This is a genomic window from Rhizobium sp. BE258 (genome assembly GCF_031457345.1).
GTDB lineage: Bacteria > Pseudomonadota > Alphaproteobacteria > Rhizobiales > Rhizobiaceae > Rhizobium.
Genome location: NZ_JAVDWL010000007.1, coordinates 224,385 through 241,836, shown reverse-complemented (window position 1 = coordinate 241,836; position 17,452 = coordinate 224,385). Strand labels below are relative to the sequence as shown.

16 protein-coding genes are annotated in these 17,452 nt (G+C 61.2%); 9 read left to right on the top strand and 7 right to left on the bottom strand.

Annotated features, from left to right (window positions below):
• Positions 1 to 244 precede the first annotated feature (244 nt).
• From J2X43_RS23790 to J2X43_RS23775, 4 genes are all read left to right on the top strand, one after another.
• Positions 245 to 370: a hypothetical protein gene (locus J2X43_RS23790; RefSeq protein WP_310298238.1), complete on the top strand. Its 126-nt coding sequence runs from the start codon at positions 245 to 247 to the stop codon at positions 368 to 370.
• A gap of 99 nt (positions 371 to 469) precedes the next feature.
• Positions 470 to 1,615, top strand: coding sequence for a ribonuclease D (gene rnd, locus J2X43_RS23785; RefSeq protein ID WP_310298235.1), 1,146 nt, complete (start codon positions 470 to 472; stop codon positions 1,613 to 1,615).
• Positions 1,616 to 1,693: 78 nt separating this feature from the next.
• On the top strand, positions 1,694 to 2,767 hold the full coding sequence (locus J2X43_RS23780) for an adenylate/guanylate cyclase domain-containing protein (protein ID WP_310298232.1): 1,074 nt from the start codon (positions 1,694 to 1,696) through the stop codon (positions 2,765 to 2,767).
• 45 nt (positions 2,768 to 2,812) lie between these two features.
• Positions 2,813 to 4,171 carry an esterase-like activity of phytase family protein gene (locus J2X43_RS23775; RefSeq protein ID WP_310298229.1) on the top strand — a complete coding sequence of 453 codons (1,359 nt, stop codon included), beginning with the start codon at positions 2,813 to 2,815 and terminating at the stop codon, positions 4,169 to 4,171.
• Positions 4,172 to 4,231: 60 nt separating this feature from the next.
• On the opposite strand, the gene J2X43_RS23770 is transcribed toward J2X43_RS23775, so the two are convergent.
• Positions 4,232 to 5,110, bottom strand: a complete 879-nt coding sequence (locus tag J2X43_RS23770; protein WP_310298227.1) for an aldo/keto reductase family oxidoreductase — start codon at positions 5,108 to 5,110, stop codon at positions 4,232 to 4,234.
• A gap of 99 nt (positions 5,111 to 5,209) precedes the next feature.
• Positions 5,210 to 5,788, bottom strand: coding sequence for a TetR/AcrR family transcriptional regulator (locus J2X43_RS23765; protein ID WP_112389573.1), 579 nt, complete (start codon positions 5,786 to 5,788; stop codon positions 5,210 to 5,212).
• A gap of 123 nt (positions 5,789 to 5,911) precedes the next feature.
• Here J2X43_RS23765 and J2X43_RS23760 point away from each other — a divergent pair, with 123 nt between their 5' ends.
• From J2X43_RS23760 to J2X43_RS23750, 3 genes are all read left to right on the top strand, one after another.
• Positions 5,912 to 6,475, top strand: a complete 564-nt coding sequence (locus J2X43_RS23760) for a DUF308 domain-containing protein (RefSeq protein WP_310298222.1) — start codon at positions 5,912 to 5,914, stop codon at positions 6,473 to 6,475.
• Between the two features lie 135 nt (positions 6,476 to 6,610).
• Complete coding sequence (locus J2X43_RS23755) at positions 6,611 to 7,537, top strand: LysR family transcriptional regulator (RefSeq protein ID WP_310298219.1); 927 nt, start codon at positions 6,611 to 6,613, stop codon at positions 7,535 to 7,537.
• Between the two features lie 133 nt (positions 7,538 to 7,670).
• Positions 7,671 to 8,345: a glutathione S-transferase N-terminal domain-containing protein gene (locus tag J2X43_RS23750; RefSeq protein WP_310298216.1), complete on the top strand. Its 675-nt coding sequence runs from the start codon at positions 7,671 to 7,673 to the stop codon at positions 8,343 to 8,345.
• Positions 8,346 to 8,357: 12 nt separating this feature from the next.
• On the opposite strand, the gene ppx is transcribed toward J2X43_RS23750, so the two are convergent.
• The 4 genes from ppx to J2X43_RS23730 form a co-directional block, all read right to left on the bottom strand.
• Positions 8,358 to 9,881 carry an exopolyphosphatase gene (gene ppx, locus J2X43_RS23745; protein WP_112517040.1) on the bottom strand — a complete coding sequence of 508 codons (1,524 nt, stop codon included), beginning with the start codon at positions 9,879 to 9,881 and terminating at the stop codon, positions 8,358 to 8,360.
• 10 nt (positions 9,882 to 9,891) lie between these two features.
• Entirely contained in the window at positions 9,892 to 12,096 is a 2,205-nt protein-coding gene (locus J2X43_RS23740) for an RNA degradosome polyphosphate kinase (protein WP_112517041.1), read from the bottom strand.
• Positions 12,097 to 12,161: 65 nt separating this feature from the next.
• Positions 12,162 to 12,860 (bottom strand): DnaA regulatory inactivator HdaA, encoded by a 699-nt coding sequence (gene hdaA / locus J2X43_RS23735; RefSeq protein WP_310298212.1) that lies wholly within the window; start codon positions 12,858 to 12,860, stop codon positions 12,162 to 12,164.
• A complete protein-coding gene (locus J2X43_RS23730) occupies positions 12,857 to 13,978 on the bottom strand; it encodes an AI-2E family transporter (protein ID WP_112517043.1) in 1,122 nt (373 codons plus the stop codon). The genes hdaA and J2X43_RS23730 overlap by 4 nt, the downstream gene beginning before the upstream one ends.
• Positions 13,979 to 14,220: 242 nt before the next feature.
• On the opposite strand from J2X43_RS23730, the gene purM reads away from it, so the two are divergent.
• Entirely contained in the window at positions 14,221 to 15,294 is a 1,074-nt protein-coding gene (gene purM, locus J2X43_RS23725; RefSeq protein WP_310298209.1) for a phosphoribosylformylglycinamidine cyclo-ligase, read from the top strand.
• Positions 15,291 to 15,950: a phosphoribosylglycinamide formyltransferase gene (gene purN / locus J2X43_RS23720; RefSeq protein ID WP_310298206.1), complete on the top strand. Its 660-nt coding sequence runs from the start codon at positions 15,291 to 15,293 to the stop codon at positions 15,948 to 15,950. The genes purM and purN overlap by 4 nt, the downstream gene beginning before the upstream one ends.
• Positions 15,951 to 16,212: 262 nt before the next feature.
• On the opposite strand, the gene J2X43_RS23715 is transcribed toward purN, so the two are convergent.
• Positions 16,213 to 17,382: an alpha-D-ribose 1-methylphosphonate 5-triphosphate diphosphatase gene (locus tag J2X43_RS23715; protein ID WP_310298203.1), complete on the bottom strand. Its 1,170-nt coding sequence runs from the start codon at positions 17,380 to 17,382 to the stop codon at positions 16,213 to 16,215.
• Positions 17,383 to 17,452 lie beyond the last annotated feature (70 nt).

Here is a 17,452-nt window from a genome sequence, read left to right as displayed (position 1 = left end):
CAATCCATATTGGAACAGTCTGCACCATGAGCCTTGTCCACAATGAGCGGACCAAACTGACCGCTACTTACATTAATGGCGTTGCGATCGCGGTTTTCGCCGTTGGCTCTTTTGCACCCGCAATCGCTAATCTGAATAACACCAGCAGTTTGCTATCCGTAGGCAACCTCGTAGTCGTGATTTGCTTGGGAGCTTCCGGCGCACTACATTTCCTTGCACGGAGAACTCTGAAAGGCCTTTCGCCATGACCATTGATCAATTTCTGAATATGTTGATCGTGCCGGTAGGTGGCCTTGTGCTCGGCTTGACCGTGTTCCTCGCGACCAGAGGCGATCGCAAGCACAACGAGAAGCCTCATCCCGGCGAATAGCCCACATCCGTATGGCGAGCAGCGCCTTCAACGTATTGACATATCACTTCGAAAGGAGAAGGAAGGTTAAACGTCCTTTTTCCTTGTGAATGAATTGATATGATCGAAACAACCGCCGAATTGGCGGCCGCCTGCAAAGAGCTGGCCAAGTCCGACTTCATCACGATCGACACCGAGTTTCTGCGTGAAACGACCTTCTGGCCGGAGCTCTGCCTGATCCAGATGGCGAGCCCGACGACCGAGGTCATCGTCGATCCCTTGGCCAAAGGCATCGATCTGACGCCGTTCTTCGAGCTGATGGCGGACACCAAGGTTTTGAAGGTGTTTCACGCCGCGCGGCAGGACATCGAAATCATCTTCAATCGCGGCGGGCTGATCCCGCATCCGATCTTCGACACGCAGGTTGCCGCCATGGTCTGCGGCTTCGGCGACAGCGTTTCCTACGACCAGCTCGTCAGCCGCACCAAGGGCGTGCAGATCGACAAGTCGTCGCGCTTCACCGACTGGAGCCGCCGCCCGCTCTCCGAAAAGCAGCTGGATTATGCGCTGGCCGACGTTACGCATCTGCGCGACGCCTATCTCTATCTGAAGGACGAACTGGAGCGCGAAGGCCGCTCCTCCTGGCTTTCGGAAGAAATGGATGTGCTCGAGGCACGCGAAACCTACGACATGCATCCTGACGACGCCTGGCAGCGCCTGAAGATGCGCCTGCGCAAGCCGCAGGAACTGGCGATCCTGAAATATGTCGCCGCCTGGCGCGAGCGCGAGGCCCGCGCCCGCAATGTGCCGCGCTCGCGCGTATTGAAGGACGATGCCATTTACGAAATCGCCCAGCAGCAGCCCAAGGACACCGAAGCGCTCGGACGCCTACGGACCATCCCGAAGGGCTGGGAGCGCTCCTCGTCCGGCGCCGCTGTGCTTGAAGCCGTCAACGAGGCGCTGGCGCTGCCGAAGGCCGACATGCCGCATGTGCCGCGCCACACCCAGGCGCCGGAAGGCGCTGCGGCTGCCGTCGAGCTGCTCAAGGTCCTCTTGAAGCTGATCTCCGAAAAGCATGGCGTCGCGCCGAAGGTCATCGCCAATAGCGAAGATCTCGACAAGATAGCTGCCGAAGGCGAGAAGGCTGAGGTCTCTGCTCTGCATGGCTGGCGCCGGGAGCTGTTCGGCGAGCCTGCGCTGCAGCTGATCAAGGGCGAGATCGCGCTGCGTTTTGCCGGCCGGAAGGTGGATACCGTCGCTCTCTGAGGGTTCTTGCCTTTGAAATGCCTTGACCGGCCGCCTACATGGCCGGACACTATACGGCAAATCAAGGCGATAGCGCTGATGCGAGAAATATCACCGGTACAGAACTGGCTCCTGCTTTCGATTGTCATGGCCGGCAGCGGCGTTCTCTACGACGTGCTGTTCTATGGCGACAGCAGGCCGTTCATCGGGGCAACCTTCGCGCTGTTCATCGGCATGCCGATCCTGGCCTTCGAGCGCAAGGCGATCCTGCGTGGCCTCTCACGCCGAATCCAGCGGCTGCCGACGCTGACCTATTTTCTGGCGCAGCTGTTCATCTATGAAATCCTGATGAGCGTCGGCTTTGCCGTTGCCGGTCTCTTCCTGCGCGGCATCGGCGCCATCCCGTCGACATCCTGGGTCGAGGCGATCGTTCTGCCGTTCAACGTCTTCATGTATGCGCTCGTCGTCTGTGCCGCGGTCATCTTCGTCGTACGCGTCCGCGAACTGCTCGGCCGCGACGTCTTCCTTGCGATGCTGACCGGCCGCTACCGCAACCCGGTCAGCGAAGAGCGCATCTTCCTGTTCATCGACCTGGTGGATTCGACGCCCTTTGCCGAGAAGCACGGCGACCTGCGCGCCCAGCAGATGCTGAACTCGCTGTTTGCCGCCTTTGCAGAGCCCGTTCGGCGCAACCGGGGCACGATCGATGATTATGTCGGCGATGCAGCGATCATCACCTGGCCGCTTGCGCGTGGCATGAAGAACGGCCGCTGCGTGCGTTGCGTCTTCGATATCCTGAACGCCATCGAAGACGAAGCGGAGGGCTGGCTGAAGCGCTACGGGCAGGTTCCGCGGCTGCGCGCCGCCCTGCATGGCGGTTTCGTCATCACGGCCGAGATCGGCGTCGATCATCACAAGATCACCTATTTCGGCGACACGGTGAACACCACGTCGCGGCTGGAGTCGCTCTGCAAGGCGCTGAACCGGCCGATCCTCATCTCCAGCGAACTTGCCGGCCGGATGACGCTGCCGGATTTCGTCAATGCCGAGGATCTCGGCGTGCATGCGCTCAAGGGCCGCGGCCAAGGGCTCGGCGTCATGGCACTGGCGCAAGCCATCCCGCTTTCGGCTCAGTCACCAAAGCTTCACTCAACAGTCAACTCGGCGACATAGATCGGCTGCTAATCGGGACCGCCACTTCATTTTTTGGGGGTCTCCATGAAAAAAGCTCTTTTCGCTTCCGTTTCCCTACTGCTTCTGATTGCCACATCCGCTTCGGCCGACCAGCAGGAATTTACCGCCACGCTCGCAGGCCAGGCGATCCTGCCTGCCAACACGATGACACCCGCTCCTGCCGATGCACCTGAATTCCTGAAGCATTCCGGCAAGTTCACGACTGTTGACCGCAAGCGCACCGAAGCGCTCGGCACCGTTCCGGGCAAAGATGGCGCCCGCGTCACCGACCTCAAGCTGCCGTTCGACGGCCAGCCGATCCAGGGCTTCTCCGGTATCAAGACGATGGCCGACGGCACCTTCTGGACGCTGTCCGACAATGGCTTCGGCTCCAAGTTCACCTCGTCCGACTCGATGCTCTTCCTGCATCAGATGAAGTTCGACTGGGCTACGAACAAGGCTGAGGTCGTCAAGAATCTCTTCCTCTCCGACCCGAACAAGATCGCCCCCTTCCCGATCGTCATGGAAGGCTCGGACACCCGTTATCTGACCGGCGCCGACTTCGACATCGAATCCGTGCAGCCGGTTGCCGACGGTTTCTGGGTCGGCGACGAGTTCGGTCCCTATCTGCTGAAGTTCGATGCCAAGGGCGCACTGACGGAGGTCATCCCGACTGTTGTCGATGGCAAGCCAGTGATCTCGCCTGACAACGCGCTGATCCAGCTGCCGGGCACGCCCGTCGGCAAGAACCCGGTCTTCAACCTGAAGCGCTCCGGCGGCTTCGAGGGACTTGCGATGTCGAAGGACGGCAGCAAGCTCTACGGCCTGCTCGAAGGCGCGCTCTTCCAGGACGACGGCAAGATGGAGACGGTCGACGGTCACACCGCGATCCGCGTCATCGAATTCGACGTTGCCTCGAAGAAGTGGACCGGCCGCAGCTGGTTCTATCCGTTCGAAGACAAGGGCGCTTCGATCGGCGACTTCAACATGCTGGACGAAACGACCGCTCTGGTCATCGAGCGCGACAATGGCGCCGGCACCAAGGACAAGGCTTGCGCCGATCCGAAGCAGCCGAAGCCGGATTGCTTCGAGGCCCCGGCTGAGCTGAAGCGCGTCTACAAAATCGAGTTCAACGATGCCAATGTTGGCAAGGCGGTCCGCAAGATCGGCTATATCGATCTGCTCAACATCAAGGACCCCGGCAACAAGAAGAAGGCTGGCAGCAAGGACGGTGTCTACGACATGCCGTTCGTGACGATCGAAAACGTCGATCGCGTCGATGCCACCCACATCATCATCGGCAACGACAACAACCTGCCCTTCTCGGCCGGCCGCGCCGTCGACAAGGCTGACAACAACGAATTCAGCCTGCTCGAAGTGGGCGAGTTCCTGAACGCGAAGTAATTCGGGTCCCGAGATACGATGAGGGCGCCCGGTGAAAGCCGGGCGCCCTTATTTTATGATTTATGCGCCCTTGGCGGCTCCGATGCCGTCGAGCTTCTTCACAGCCTCGGCAGGCAGAACGATATCGGCGACCGCTAGGTTTTCGCGGAGATGGCCGCGCGACGATGTGCCGGGGATCAGCAGGATGTTCGGCGATCGCTGTAGCAGCCACGCGAGCGCCACCTGCAATGGCGTTGCGCCGAGTTCACCGGCGACCTCCGAAAGCGTCGAAGACTGCAGCGGCGAGAAGCCGCCGAGCGGGAAGAACGGCACATAGGCTGTGCCCTCCGCGGCCAGCTGCGCGATCAGTGCATCGTCTTCACGATGGGCGAGATTATACTGGTTCTGAACGCAGACGATCTCGGTGATCTTCCGGCCGTCGGCAATCTGCCTGGCGGTCACGTTGGAAAGCCCGACATGCTTGACGAGGCCTTGGCGCTGTAGATCGGCCAGTACCGTCAGCGGTTCCTCCAGCGAGCCTTCCGCCGGACCGTGAACGTCGAACATCGCACGAAGGTTGACCACTTCGATGACATCGCAACCAAGGTTCTTCAGGTTGTCATGGATCGCCTGCGTCAGCGCTTCTTTCGAGAAGGCCGGGTTCCAAGAGGCATCGGCGCCACGCGTTGCGCCGATCTTGGTGACGATGACGAGATCGTCCCGATATGGATGCAGGGCTTCCTTGATGATCTGGTTGGTGACGTGGGGGCCATAGAAATCGCTGGTATCGATGTGATCGACGCCGCTTTCGATTGCCTCGCGCAACACGGCAACCGCCTCGGCGCGATCCTTCGGCGGGCCGAAAACGCCCTTGCCTGCGAGCTGCATGGCGCCGTAGCCGAGCCGCTTCACCTTGCGGTGGCCGAGAGCGTATGTGCCGGACTTTTCAAGATTGGACATGGTCTATCTCCGTTTGAATAACACGAGAGATAGGGCAAGCGGGCCGAAGCGATAACCGCAGACAATCCGAACGGGCTGTCCGGATTTCCGGACAATGAATTATGCTTTCAGTGCGGCGACCTGCGGGCCGATAACCGCGGCAAAGAGTTCAGGCTTGTCCAGGGCACGGGCGGAGAGCATGGCCCCATGAACCGAAGCCATGAATATCTGTGCATGGGCTTCCGGCGAAGCGTTGAGGCGAAAGACATTGTGCCTGGCCCCGGCGTCGAAAACCGTCTCCAGCCATCTGGCGAGATACTCGAAATGGCCGCGAACCAGCGATGCGACATCAGGAGGCAGCATCTGGATCTCGCTTGCCAGCATGGCGCACATGCAGAATGGCAGCGAGGCATCAGCGATGCATTTCTGCCAATGGCCGACATAGGCATCCAACTGTGCCGCAGGCTGCGGTATCTGCTCGAGCACTCCTCCGAGGCCGGACTTCACCTGACCCGTATAGCGGCCGACAAGGGCGGAAACGAGTTCGGCCTTTGTCGGGAAGTGGTGATGGATGCTCGCCTTACGAATACCGATCGCATCCGAAATATCCGCATAGCTGAAGCCATTATAGCCGCCGGCGATAATGCGGGATTGCGCGATATCGAGGATTTTTTCTGAGGTCGATTGCTCCATGAGCATCACCTACCTTTTGGTAGACAAAAATGTCAAGCCGCCTGCCCTTTGCGAGAAAAACATCAAAAGCATTGACTCTCTAAATTTAACTACCTACTAGTTGGTAGACTTAAAAATAAGGAGCCTGACATGCAAGTTCAATCCTCATCGCAGACCACCTGGCTGCGGTCTTACTATTTCGCCCGCGCGATCTTCTCGATCGCCTGGGTGGCCGCAGCCGTTGCCCTTGGTGCGCATCCTGCCATCGCGGCTATCCTGCTCGTCATCTACCCGGCCTGGGATGCCGTCGCCAATCTAGTCGATGCCAGAACCAATGGCGGCCTCAAGGTAAACCCGTCCCAAAACCTCAACGTCGTTGCCAGCACCATCATGACAATCGTGGTCATTCTCGCGGTGATGAAGGACAATCACGCAGTTCTCGCAGCCTTCGGCATCTGGGCGATCCTGTCGGGGCTGCTGCAGCTCTATACCGGCGTACGCCGCTGGCGCTCGTACGGCGCGCAATGGGCGATGGTGCTGAGTGGTGCGCAATCGACGCTGGCCGGCGGCTTCATGATCAGCCAGTCCCTCGGCACTCAGATGCCTGGCATCCTGGACATCGCGCCTTATGCAAGTTTCGGCGCATTCTACTTCCTCGTGTCAGCGATCTGGCTGACCATTGCGGCCTATCGCACTTCTAGCGTGAAGGCCTGAAATCCTCGCCGGAAACAACAGTCTCGGCCGGTCTCCTGATACCGGCCGAAGGCTCGCCCGCGACGCGGACGGCAATCCACCTATGACAACGTGTTTCGCTCCTATATTGAACGGCAATGACCGTGATCAGGGAGCATGCGATTGAGCCAGCGAATTTCCGATTTCGATTCCGGACTGCTGATGACGCTCGATGCGCTTCTCAAGGAGCCGAACGTCACCCATGCGGCGGTCCGGCTGAATATCAGCCAATCGGCGCTCTCGGCACGATTGACCCGCTTGCGGCACCTGCTGAACGATCCGCTGTTCATTCCGTCTATTTCCGGCCGCGGCATGACCCCGACGCCGCACGCGATCGCCCTTCAGCCGGAGCTGACGCGGCTGCTGGAGCGCTTCGAGGACTTCGTCAACACCGCCCACCTCTTCGATCCCCTGACGAGCAAGCGCGTCTTCCGGATCGCCGCAACCGACAATCCGGCGGCAATCCTGGCGCCCGACCTCATTCCGCTGATCAAAGCGCACGCGCCCGAAGTGAAGATCGCCTTCACCCTGCCCGACAAGTCGAGGATTGCCCGGCTGCTGGAACAGGGCGAGATCGACCTGTTCGTCGGGGCCGCAGAGGATGGTTCCAACGAGCTGATATCAAGCACATTGTTCGAAGAGAAGTTCATGACCGCCCAGCGGCGCGGTCATCCGCGCGGCACGGGAGAGCTTGGTCTCGACGAGTTCTGCCGCCTCGATCACCTGCTGATCTCGACGACCGGCGGCCATTTTACCGGAATGATCGATAACGCGCTGGCGGAAATCGGCCGGGAGCGCCAGGTTTCGGTATCGGTTCAGAGTTACGCAATGGCGCCTCTCGTGCTCGCCAGCACCGATTGCATCTGCACATTGCCGCTGCGGTTCCTCCAGCGCTTCACGCAATCGCTCGACCTGTTCGAGCCGCCGGTCGCGCTGTCCCCTTTCAGCATGAATGTTTTCTGGCACCCGAAGATGCGCACCGACCCCGCCCATATGTGGCTGCGCAAGATGGTGATGAGCGGCTCGCGAAAAGGCGGCACGTGACTATCCGGAAGGCATCGATCCCGGCGCTAGGTGCGATCCACCGGATCGATTGGTAAGACGTCCCGGGCATCGGCATCTTCAGCCTGAACCTTCCATCGTCGAAGGTTGCGATCAGCGCTTATGAGGATTTCCGATGCTTGATTTCTATTTCCATGCGACACCGAACTCGATGAAGGTCGCGGTTCTGCTGCAAGAACTGAACCTTGCCTTCACCGTCCGCCCGGTCGATATCTTCAAGGGCGAGCAGCACGCGCCGGCATTTCTGAAGATCAATCCCAATGCCAAAGTTCCCGCTCTCGTCGACGACGGGGTCACGGTCTTCGATTCGCATGCCATCCTGCTGCATCTCGCGGAAAAGCATGGCCGCTTCATTCCGGCCGGGATCGGCGGCAAGGCAGCGATGCTTTCATGGCTGCAGCTGGTGGCGACCGGCCTCTCTCCCTTCTCGGGACAGGCGGTCCACTTCCTGCACTACGCGCCGGAAGATCTGCCCTATGCGAAGAACCGCTACGTCAAGGAACTGGAGCGGCACTACCGCGTCTTCGATGCCAGACTTTCGCAATCACCTTGGCTCGCTGGCGACGAATACACGATCGCCGACATGGCTCTGTGGGGCTGGGCGGCTTCGGCCGGTTACGTGTTCGGCGAGAGAGGGCTTGAAGACTATCCGCACGTCGCGCGGTTCATGCAGCGCATGTCGGAGCGGCCCGCCGTGCAGCGGGCGCTTGCGATAAAAGAGGACCATAGTTTCAAGCATACGCTGGATGAGGAAACGCGTCGCGCCCTCTTCCCGCAGAACGCGGCGTAACCGTCCGGGCGCCTACTCGAAAACGAAAGCCAGCCGCTTGTTGGTCAGCTTCGACAGCTGCTGCAGGCGGCCTTCGAGGCGTTCGCCGGTGAAGTCGTGATAATCGTGCGGGACGACCAGCTCGATATCGACATCCGGCTGTGAAGACTTACGGAAATGCAGGTTCTTCACGACGCCGGGCATCGATGCCGAGAACAGATAGACGACCCTGAGCAGGCCGCCGAGCAGCTTGGCACGCTCGACGAATTGCGGACCGGCGATCTTTGCCAGCGGCGCGGTCGAGCCATCGTCATGCAAGCCTTCGAAGCGGTAGTAGTTGGTGAGCGCGATGAAGGCTCGGCCCGGATGGCTGATACCGACAAAGGAGGAATGGGCGATCAGGTTCAGCGCCTGAAGGCCGCGGTAATCGGGATGGGCGCGCCAGCTGATATCGGCGAGCAGACAGGCGGCCTGGCGGTAGCGCCCCTCTTCCTCGGTCTCCGAAATCCCGAAGGACGGGATCATCCGGCCGGTCCATTCGGCAAGCTCGCGGGCATGTTCCGGCGAGCGGGCGCGCAGGATCGCAAGTTCGCCGGCAGCAGCCAGCAGCGGATCGGCACGGCGTTCGCCTTCGGACAGCAGCGAATAGAGATAGCCTTCGCGCACGCCCTGCGCCGAGAAGGAAATGATCGAGGGCTTCATGGCGCTCAAAACTTCCTTCATGGCGACGGCGCCGAAGGGAAGCAGTGCGCGACGGTGCTTGGACACTGCCTGGAAGGCCGGATCCTTGCTGTCCCTTGCCACTTCAACCTGATCGAGAAACTGCATCATGCCTTCGAGTGTCACCTCGTATCCCTGCATCATATGCAGCGGATATTGGCTGAGCTCCATATGCAGCTTGGCGATGTTTCGCCATGTGCCGCCGACGGCATAAAAGGTCCGGCCTGCCCCCTTTTCGAGGATCTTTCCGGCGCTGCGGACGTGCTTGCGCGCGAAGGCGCGCGCCTTGTCGAGCGAGCCTCCCGCATATTCCGACAGACGAAGGCCACCGAGCGGGAGGGTGATACCCTTGCCGATCTCGCGCTCCTTGATATCGATGAGCTCGAGCGAGCCGCCGCCGAGATCGCCGGCGATACCATCGGGATGAAAGAAGCCGCTGATGATGCCGAGCGCGGAGAAGCGGGCCTCTTCCTCGCCGGAGAGAACGCGCACCTTGCGCTTCAGAATGGTTTCGGCCTTGTGGATGAAATCGGGACCGTTGGACGCCTCGCGGGCCGCAGCCGTCGCCAGCACGTACATCGTCGCCGCACGCGCCTGATCGGAAAGAGCCTTGAAGCGATGAAGGGCGGCCAGCGCCCGTTCGACGCTCTGCTCATCCATCTTGCCGGTCAGCGCGATGCCTTTGCCGAGGCCGCACAGCACCTTTTCATTGAAAAGGATCGCCGGCGAGCGGGACATGCCTTCGTAGATCACCACGCGGATCGAGTTCGATCCGATATCGACGACGGAGACCGGGGCTATGCCTGGCAGGCGCCCCTGGGCTTCTGATTCAACCATGCAGGTCCAGTTATCTCTTGGTCCGGCCGGAAAGCAGACCGGCGATCAGCTTGGGCGCACTGGATTTCAACGCTTCACCGCGGCCGGAAAGGCTGGGGTTTGTCATGAAATACTGCTGCGCGTTGAACGGCTCCTCGCCCTTGCGCACCTCCATGCGCCTGGACGTTCCGTCGGGCAATATCTCGTAGCTTTGCTGATTGTCAATGATATTGCCCAGCATGATCTGGGACAGAACCTGTTCATGCACAGTCGGATTGGTGAGTGGCACCAGCGTTTCGACGCGTCGGTCGAGATTGCGCGGCATCATGTCGGCCGAGCCGATATAGACCAGCGCCTTGTCCGACGGCAGGCCATAACCATTGCCGAAGCAGAAGATGCGGCTGTGCTCCAGGAAGCGTCCGACGATCGATTTGACACGGATATTTTCCGACAGACCCGGCACCTGCGGACGCAGGCAGCAGATGCCGCGCACCACCAGATCGATCTCGACGCCGGCATGGCTTGCCGTATAGAGCGCGTCGATGATTTCAGGGTCGACAAGCGCATTCATCTTCATCCAGATTGCCGCCGGCGCGCCGTTCTTGGCGTGCATGATCTCTTCGTCGATATGGCGAAGGATCCGCGAGCGCAGCGTATAGGGCGAGACCGCGAGCTTCATGCTCTCTTCCGGCTCACCATAACCGGTGATGAAATTGAAGATGTTCGCCATGTCATGGGCGATGACGGGATTGCAGGTGAAGAAGGACAGGTCGGTGTAGATCTTCGCCGTGATCGGGTGATAGTTGCCGGTGCCGAGATGGCAGTAGCTGCGCAGCTTGCCCTCCTCGCGGCGTACGACCAGCGACATCTTCGAATGGGTCTTCAGTTCGATGAAGCCGAAGACGACCTGCACGCCGGCGCGTTCGAGGTCGCGGGCCCAGCGGATGTTGGCTTCCTCGTCGAAACGCGCCTTGAGCTCGACCAGCGCCGTCACCGACTTTCCGGATTCGGCAGCATCGATCAGCGCGCGCACGATCGGGCTGTCGTTCGAAGTGCGGTAAAGCGTCTGCTTTATCGCCAGGACATCAGGATCGCGCGCAGCCTGGAGCAGGAACTGGACCACCACGTCGAAAGACTCGTAGGGATGGTGGACCACCATGTCCTTTTCGCGGATGGCGGCGAAGCAGTCACCGGCATGCTCGCGGACACGCTCGGGAAATCGGGCGTTGTAGGGCTGAAACCGGAGATCGTCGCGCGGCGCCTTGGTGATCTCAGACAGCGTGTTGAGCGCCAGGAGACCGGGAAGAACGGCGACGCGATTGTCGGGAACGGCCATCGCCTGGACGACGAATTGGCGGAGCGACGGCGGCATTTCTGAATCGGTCTCGATCCGGATCGCCTTGCCGCGGCGGCGGCGCTTCAGCGCCGTCTCGAAGAAGCGCACGAGGTCTTCGGCTTCTTCCTCGACTTCAATATCGCTGTCGCGGATGATGCGGAACGTTCCCGAACCCTGTACCTCGTAGCCTGGATAGAGCCGGTGGATGAAGATATTGGCGACGTCTTCAAGCGTGATGTAGCGGATGGTGTTGCCATCATCGGGCAGGCGGACGAAGCGGTCGAGTGCGGGCGGCAGGCGCAGCAGCGCCGTCATCGGCTCGCGGCCATGCTTGCTGGTCAGCTGCAGGCCGATCGAAAAGCCGAGGTTCGGAATGAACGGAAACGGATGCGCCGGATCGATCGACAGCGGCGTCAGCACCGGGAAGATCGCCTGTTCGAATTCGGTCGCCAGCCACTGACGATCAATGTCGCTCAGCGCGCCCGGGCGGACAATCAGGATGTCTTCGCGGGCCAGATATTGCTGAAGCACCGCAAGCGAGGCCTGCTGCTCCATCTGCAGATTGTCGATTTCCTGCAGGATGGCGTCCAGCTGCTCGGCCGGCGTCTTGCCGTCCGGCGTACGGACCGCGATATTCTGGCGGACCTGCGCCTCCAGGCCTGCAACCCGGACCATGAAAAATTCGTCGAGGTTGGCGGCCGAGATCGACAGGAAGCGGACGCGCTCGAGCAGCGGATGCTCGGTATTCAGCGTTTCCTCGAGGACGCGGCGATTGAACTGCAGCCAGGAGAATTCGCGGTTGATGAAGCGCTCCGGGCTTGAGAGCAACTCTTCCAGCGGGGGGACGGCGGACGGCGCTTCCGGCTTCGGTTCCTGATGCTCGGCAACTGCACTGTCCATATGTCGGTCCGTCCCGTTTATTCGTCCCTGCGAATTATATCAGTTTCACGACGGAACTGTGACAGTCAATCGAGCGGGCCTGAATTTCCCAATTCATTCAATACTTCAGCCGCCATCGCCCGGGTGATCTTGGTCCCCCGCGACCAGGCAAGCCGGTCGAGCCTCTCGACGATCGTCTGGGCGGCATTCAGCGAGCGTTCCATCCTGTTGACGATATAGAGCACGAGTTTGTCATCTATATTAAGCTGGCGGTCGGCAAACAGCTTGACGATGACCTGCGACAGCAGCTCTTCATCGGGCTCGCCGATCTCGACGACGGTGGCCGCCTTCAGCCGCGAGCGCAGATCGGCAAGCTCCACCGGCCAGGACATCGGCCAGAGGCGGCTGGTCATCATCAGGCTGTGGCCGTTTTCGCGCACGCTGTTGATGACATGGAAGAGCTCGGTATCGTCGAAGCCTTCGCGATCGACATCCTCGAACAGCACCGGGCCATTGGCAGCCGCGATCGCCGCCTGCGCCCCGGTCTTCGGATGAATGCTGGTGGCGTTGCTATGCTCTTTCCAGATGCTCGCCAGATGCGATTTCCCGGAGCCGACCGGACCGGCGAGAATGACAACCGGCGACGGCCATTGCGGCCAGGCATCGACGATGGTGACGGCGGCACTCAGCCGGTCGGAGATCAGGAGATCGTCGCGCCCGCTTGCGGTATCATGAGAAAAGACCAGCGGAAGCTGCTCTCCCGCCCTGCGCTTTACGTCGTTCATTTCGTGTCGGCTTTGGACTTGCGGATAACAGATGGCTTCGACTGGCCCGCGTAAAGATCACTCTCAAGGTAGCGCGACAGCGCGAAGCGGACAAGAACGCCGACGGCAGCAGCGGCCGGTACGGCAATCAGCAGGCCGACGAAGCCGAACAGCGCGCCGAAGGCAAAAAGCGCGAACATCAGCCAGACCGGATGCAGGCCCACACTATGGCCGACGAGCTTCGGCTGCAGGATGTTGCCCTCCAGGAACTGGCCGCTGAAGAAGACCGCGAGCACGGCGCCGACCCAGATATAGTCCGGCCAGAATTGCACGATGGCGACGCCGACGGCAATCAGCAGGCCGAGCATCGAGCCGACGTAGGGGATGAAGCTGATCATCCCGGCGAAGAGGCCGATCAGCAGGCCGAAATTGAGGCCGACCAGCGACAGACCAACGGCGTAATAGATACCGAGGATCAGGCAGAGCGAGCCCTGCCCGCGGATGAAACCGGCAATCGCCTGATCGATCTCGCGGGCGATCTGGTGGACGTTGGCGACGTAATCGCGCGGGATATAGCGATCGATCTGCGCCACCATGCGGTCCCAGTCGAGCAGCATGTAGAAGGCGACGACGGGGGTGACGATCAGCAGCGAGATCAAGTTGACGACCGCGAGGCCGGAGCTCCAGATCTGCGCGAAAAGGCCGGTCATGAAGCCGACGCCCTGCGACAGGATTTCGGAGAAATTGTTCTTGATGGTGCCGAGCTGGCTCTTGATCCAATCCGGCAGCAGGGAGTTCTGCGAATTGGTGATGAACTGCTGCAGCTGATCGATATAGCCTGGGAATTTGCCGGCGAAGTCGGTGAACTGGCTGGCCAGGATCGGGATCAGCGTCATCAGCGCCACGACGATGACCAGAACGAAGGACACGAGAATGACGACCGTCGCCATCATGCGGCTGAGGCCGATCTTCTGCAGCCTGTCGGCGACCGGATCCAGGAAATAGGCGATCGCCATGCCCGCCAGGAACGGCAGCAGGATAGAGCTGAAAACCAGCAGGAAGAGGATGAAGAAAACGAGCACGCCGAGCCAGAAGAAGACCTGGCGCTTCAGACTCGTACCGCTGACCTGATTTGGCATCGATTACCCCGTTCATCCCGCATCGCGGCGCGATCCTGGCCGCGACCACCTTTGAAGCACATAGGATGCGGCCCGGAAGATGGTCAACCCTGCTGCCGAAAAACCGCGCCGCGCCTATGAAAAGAGCGGGAAATTGGGGCTTTTCTCCATGCACCGCCTTGCATAAAGCGCACTCTCATGCAATTGCGACCCGCATGTGACACAGGGTTAAATCCCGCCTGAACCAGCCATCGGAGATCAGCATGAGCCAGTCTGGAAAAAACGGCCTGACCTATAGCGATGCGGGCGTCGATATCGATGCCGGCAACCTGATGGTGGAGAAGATCAAGCCCGCCGTGCGCTCGACGCGCCGCCCGGGCGCCGACGGCGAGATCGGCGGCTTCGGCGGCCTCTTCGATCTCAAGGCCGCGGGCTTCAAGGATCCGGTTCTCGTCGCCGCCAATGACGGCGTCGGCACCAAGCTGAAGATCGCCATCGACGCCGACTATCACGACACCGTCGGCATCGACCTCGTCGCCATGTGCGTCAACGACCTCGTCGTCCAGGGCGCCGAGCCGCTGTTCTTCCTCGACTATTTCGCCACCGGCAAGCTCGACCCGAACCAGGGTGCGGCGATCGTCGAAGGTATTGCCGCCGGCTGCCGTGACGCAGGCTGTGCGCTGATCGGCGGCGAAACCGCCGAAATGCCGGGCATGTATTCCTCCGGCGACTATGACCTCGCAGGCTTCGCCGTCGGCGCTGCCGAGCGCGGCGAACTTCTTCCGGCTGGCGACATTGCCGAAGGCGACGTCATTCTCGGTCTCGCCTCCTCGGGCGTCCATTCCAACGGCTTCTCGCTGGTGCGCAAGATCGTCGAACTTTCCGGCCTCGCCTGGGATGCACCGGCACCCTTTGCCGATGGCAAGAAGCTCGGCGAAGCGCTGCTGACACCGACCCGCATCTATGTGAAGCCGCTCCTGAAGGCGATCCGCGAGACCAAGGCGATCAAGGCGCTCGCGCACATCACCGGCGGCGGCTTCCCGGAAAACATTCCACGCGTCCTGCCGAAGCATATGGCCGCCGAGATCGACCTGTCTGCTGTGAAGGTTCCGGCCGTTTTCTCGTGGCTCGCCAAGACCGGCGGCGTCGAAGCCAAGGAAATGCTGCGCACCTTCAACTGCGGCATCGGCATGATCGCCGTTGTCTCGCCTGAAAACGTCGAAGCCGTCACCAAGGCCCTCGAAGCCGAAGGCGAAAAGATCGTCGTTCTCGGCCGGATGATTGCCCGCGCCGAAGGTGCCCAGGGCACGCAGTATCAGGGTACGCTCGGCCTATGAGCACACCGCGCAAACGCGCCGTCGTCTTCATTTCCGGCAGCGGCTCCAACATGATGGCGCTGGTCGCGGCCGCCAAGGCTGCGGACTTTCCAGCCGAGATCGTCGGCGTTGTCTCGGACAAGGCGGATGCGGGCGGCCTCGCCAAGGCGGCCGCCGAGGGCATCCCGACCTTCGCTTTCGTGCGCAAGGACTATGCCAGCAAGGAAGCCCACGAGGCGGCGATCTTCGAAGCCCTCGATACGCTGTCGCCCGATATCCTCTGCCTCGCCGGCTACATGCGCCTTCTGAGCGCCACCTTCATCCAGCGTTACGAGGGCAGGATGATCAACATCCACCCTTCCCTGCTGCCGCTCTTCCCCGGTCTCCACACCCACCAGCGCGCCATCGACGCCGGCATGCGGATTGCCGGCTGCACCGTGCATTTCGTCACCGAAGGCATGGACGAAGGCCCGGTGATCGGCCAGGCAGCTGTGCCGGTTCTGTCCGGCGATACCGCGGATGCCCTGGCAGGCCGCGTGCTGACCGTAGAACACCAGCTCTATCCGCAGGCGCTCCGCCTGTTTGCAGAGGGCAAGGTGCGGATGGAAGGCGGCAAGGCTGTCGGGAGCGGTAGTACGGCTTCGGCAGGGACGGATCGGGTTATCTCGCTGATTTGATGGATTGGCGGAGGCTTAGTCTCACACGGCAGCTACTTTTGCGCCAACGCTCCCGCCCCTTCCCTCATTCCTGTGCTTGTCACAGGAATCTAGCCACCGCGCGTCCGCGCGGTGAATGACTCACTACCCTTCAAATAGTCTCCTGCGCCCCAGGACTGGGGCGCACTGGATTCCTGTGACAAGCACAGGAATGAGGGAGCGCGTGGGGCGTGTTCAGCGAGACCAGTCAGCCTCGCCTTATGGCAGCTCCTACGGGCAGCATTCACGCCGCGATCGCCTGAAGCGGATGCAGCGTCCCGTCGCTATAGACGAACTGTCCGGCCCGGAAGGTGGCGCGAATGCGGTGAACATCGCCCTTTTCCACCGCGACCAGATCGGCGCGCTGGCCGATGGCGATCTCGCCGCGATCCAGAAGGCCCGCAGAACGCGCCGCGTTCGACGTTGCCATGGCAACCGCTGCCGGCAGATTGCCCTCCATCGCGTCGGCGATCTTGAAGATGCCAGGGACGAATGCGGCCGGGTGGTAATCGGCAGCGATAACGGACAAGAGGCCGGCGCTTGCGGCGTCAAGCGCGCTCAGATTGCCGGACATCGACTGGCCGCGCAGCGCATTCGGCGCGCCCATCAGCGTCCAGAGGCCGCGGCGGCGGGCTTCCTCGGCGGCATCGAGCGTCACCGGGAATTCGCTGATCGTCACGCCGAGGTCATGCATTTCGGCCACCTTGGCGGCGCTGTCGTCATCGTGCGAGGCAAGCGACAGCTTGTGGCGCAGCGACAACGCGACGATCTCGCGCAGCTTGACGTCGATGGCCGAATCCTCGCGCATGGCGATGCGCTTCTGGACGACTTCGAGCGCCATTTCCCTGGTGATGGCGCGGCGCTCCGACATGCTGGTGACGTAGGCTTCGATATTGTTGTATTGCCCCTGCCCCGGCGTGTGGTCGGTCAGCGACACCATGTCGACCTGATCGGCCGCGAGCAGTTTTTCCAGCGCCGGAGCGGCGCCGACATTGGTGATCTCGTAGCGGGCGTGAACCTTGTGGTCGATCAGCAGCGAATGGCGCAGCCGGTTGATGCCTTCGATGACGGCTGAGGTCGTTTCCAACGAGCGGACATGGCCGTAGACGCTTTCGGTGGCAAAGGAGATCGCCGCATAGGCCGTGGTGACGCCGGCGGCTGCGAGCTTCTTGTCGAGCTCATGAATACCGAAATCGATCGGCATCATCGCATTCGGACGCGGCGCGATCTCGCGCTCGATCATGTCACCATGCAGATCGACGAAACCCGGCATGAGAAAGCGCCCGCCGCCATCGATGGCAGCACCGGCGACCTTGTCATCACGAATTTCGGCGATGACGCCATCCTCGACCCGCACCGAGCCGTGGCTGACGATTTCACCGGGAAGGACGAGCGTGAAATTACTGAGCCACATGGTTTTCTCCTGATTGGGGCAAGGCGGGGACAAACCGCAGCGCATAGGCCGGATTCGTGACAGGCGGATG

Excerpts from the sequence above, each read along its gene's own strand:
- J2X43_RS23760 (WP_310298222.1), top strand. The coding sequence starts at position 5,912 with ATGCAAGTTCAATCCTCATCGCAGACCACCTGGCTGCGGTCTTACTAT.
- J2X43_RS23750 (WP_310298216.1), top strand. The coding sequence starts at position 7,671 with ATGCTTGATTTCTATTTCCATGCGACACCGAACTCGATGAAGGTCGCG.
- J2X43_RS23715 (WP_310298203.1), bottom strand. The coding sequence starts at position 17,382 with ATGTGGCTCAGTAATTTCACGCTCGTCCTTCCCGGTGAAATCGTCAGC.
- J2X43_RS23740 (WP_112517041.1), bottom strand. The coding sequence starts at position 12,096 with ATGGACAGTGCAGTTGCCGAGCATCAGGAACCGAAGCCGGAAGCGCCG.
- J2X43_RS23780 (WP_310298232.1), top strand. The coding sequence starts at position 1,694 with ATGCGAGAAATATCACCGGTACAGAACTGGCTCCTGCTTTCGATTGTC.
- purM (WP_310298209.1), top strand. The coding sequence starts at position 14,221 with ATGAGCCAGTCTGGAAAAAACGGCCTGACCTATAGCGATGCGGGCGTC.
- purN (WP_310298206.1), top strand. The coding sequence starts at position 15,291 with ATGAGCACACCGCGCAAACGCGCCGTCGTCTTCATTTCCGGCAGCGGC.
- J2X43_RS23755 (WP_310298219.1), top strand. The coding sequence starts at position 6,611 with ATGCGATTGAGCCAGCGAATTTCCGATTTCGATTCCGGACTGCTGATG.
- rnd (WP_310298235.1), top strand. The coding sequence starts at position 470 with ATGATCGAAACAACCGCCGAATTGGCGGCCGCCTGCAAAGAGCTGGCC.
- J2X43_RS23770 (WP_310298227.1), bottom strand. The coding sequence starts at position 5,110 with ATGTCCAATCTTGAAAAGTCCGGCACATACGCTCTCGGCCACCGCAAG.
- ppx (WP_112517040.1), bottom strand. The coding sequence starts at position 9,881 with ATGGTTGAATCAGAAGCCCAGGGGCGCCTGCCAGGCATAGCCCCGGTC.
- J2X43_RS23775 (WP_310298229.1), top strand. The coding sequence starts at position 2,813 with ATGAAAAAAGCTCTTTTCGCTTCCGTTTCCCTACTGCTTCTGATTGCC.
- J2X43_RS23730 (WP_112517043.1), bottom strand. The coding sequence starts at position 13,978 with ATGCCAAATCAGGTCAGCGGTACGAGTCTGAAGCGCCAGGTCTTCTTC.
- J2X43_RS23790 (WP_310298238.1), top strand. The coding sequence starts at position 245 with ATGACCATTGATCAATTTCTGAATATGTTGATCGTGCCGGTAGGTGGC.
- J2X43_RS23765 (WP_112389573.1), bottom strand. The coding sequence starts at position 5,788 with ATGCTCATGGAGCAATCGACCTCAGAAAAAATCCTCGATATCGCGCAA.
- hdaA (WP_310298212.1), bottom strand. The coding sequence starts at position 12,860 with ATGAACGACGTAAAGCGCAGGGCGGGAGAGCAGCTTCCGCTGGTCTTT.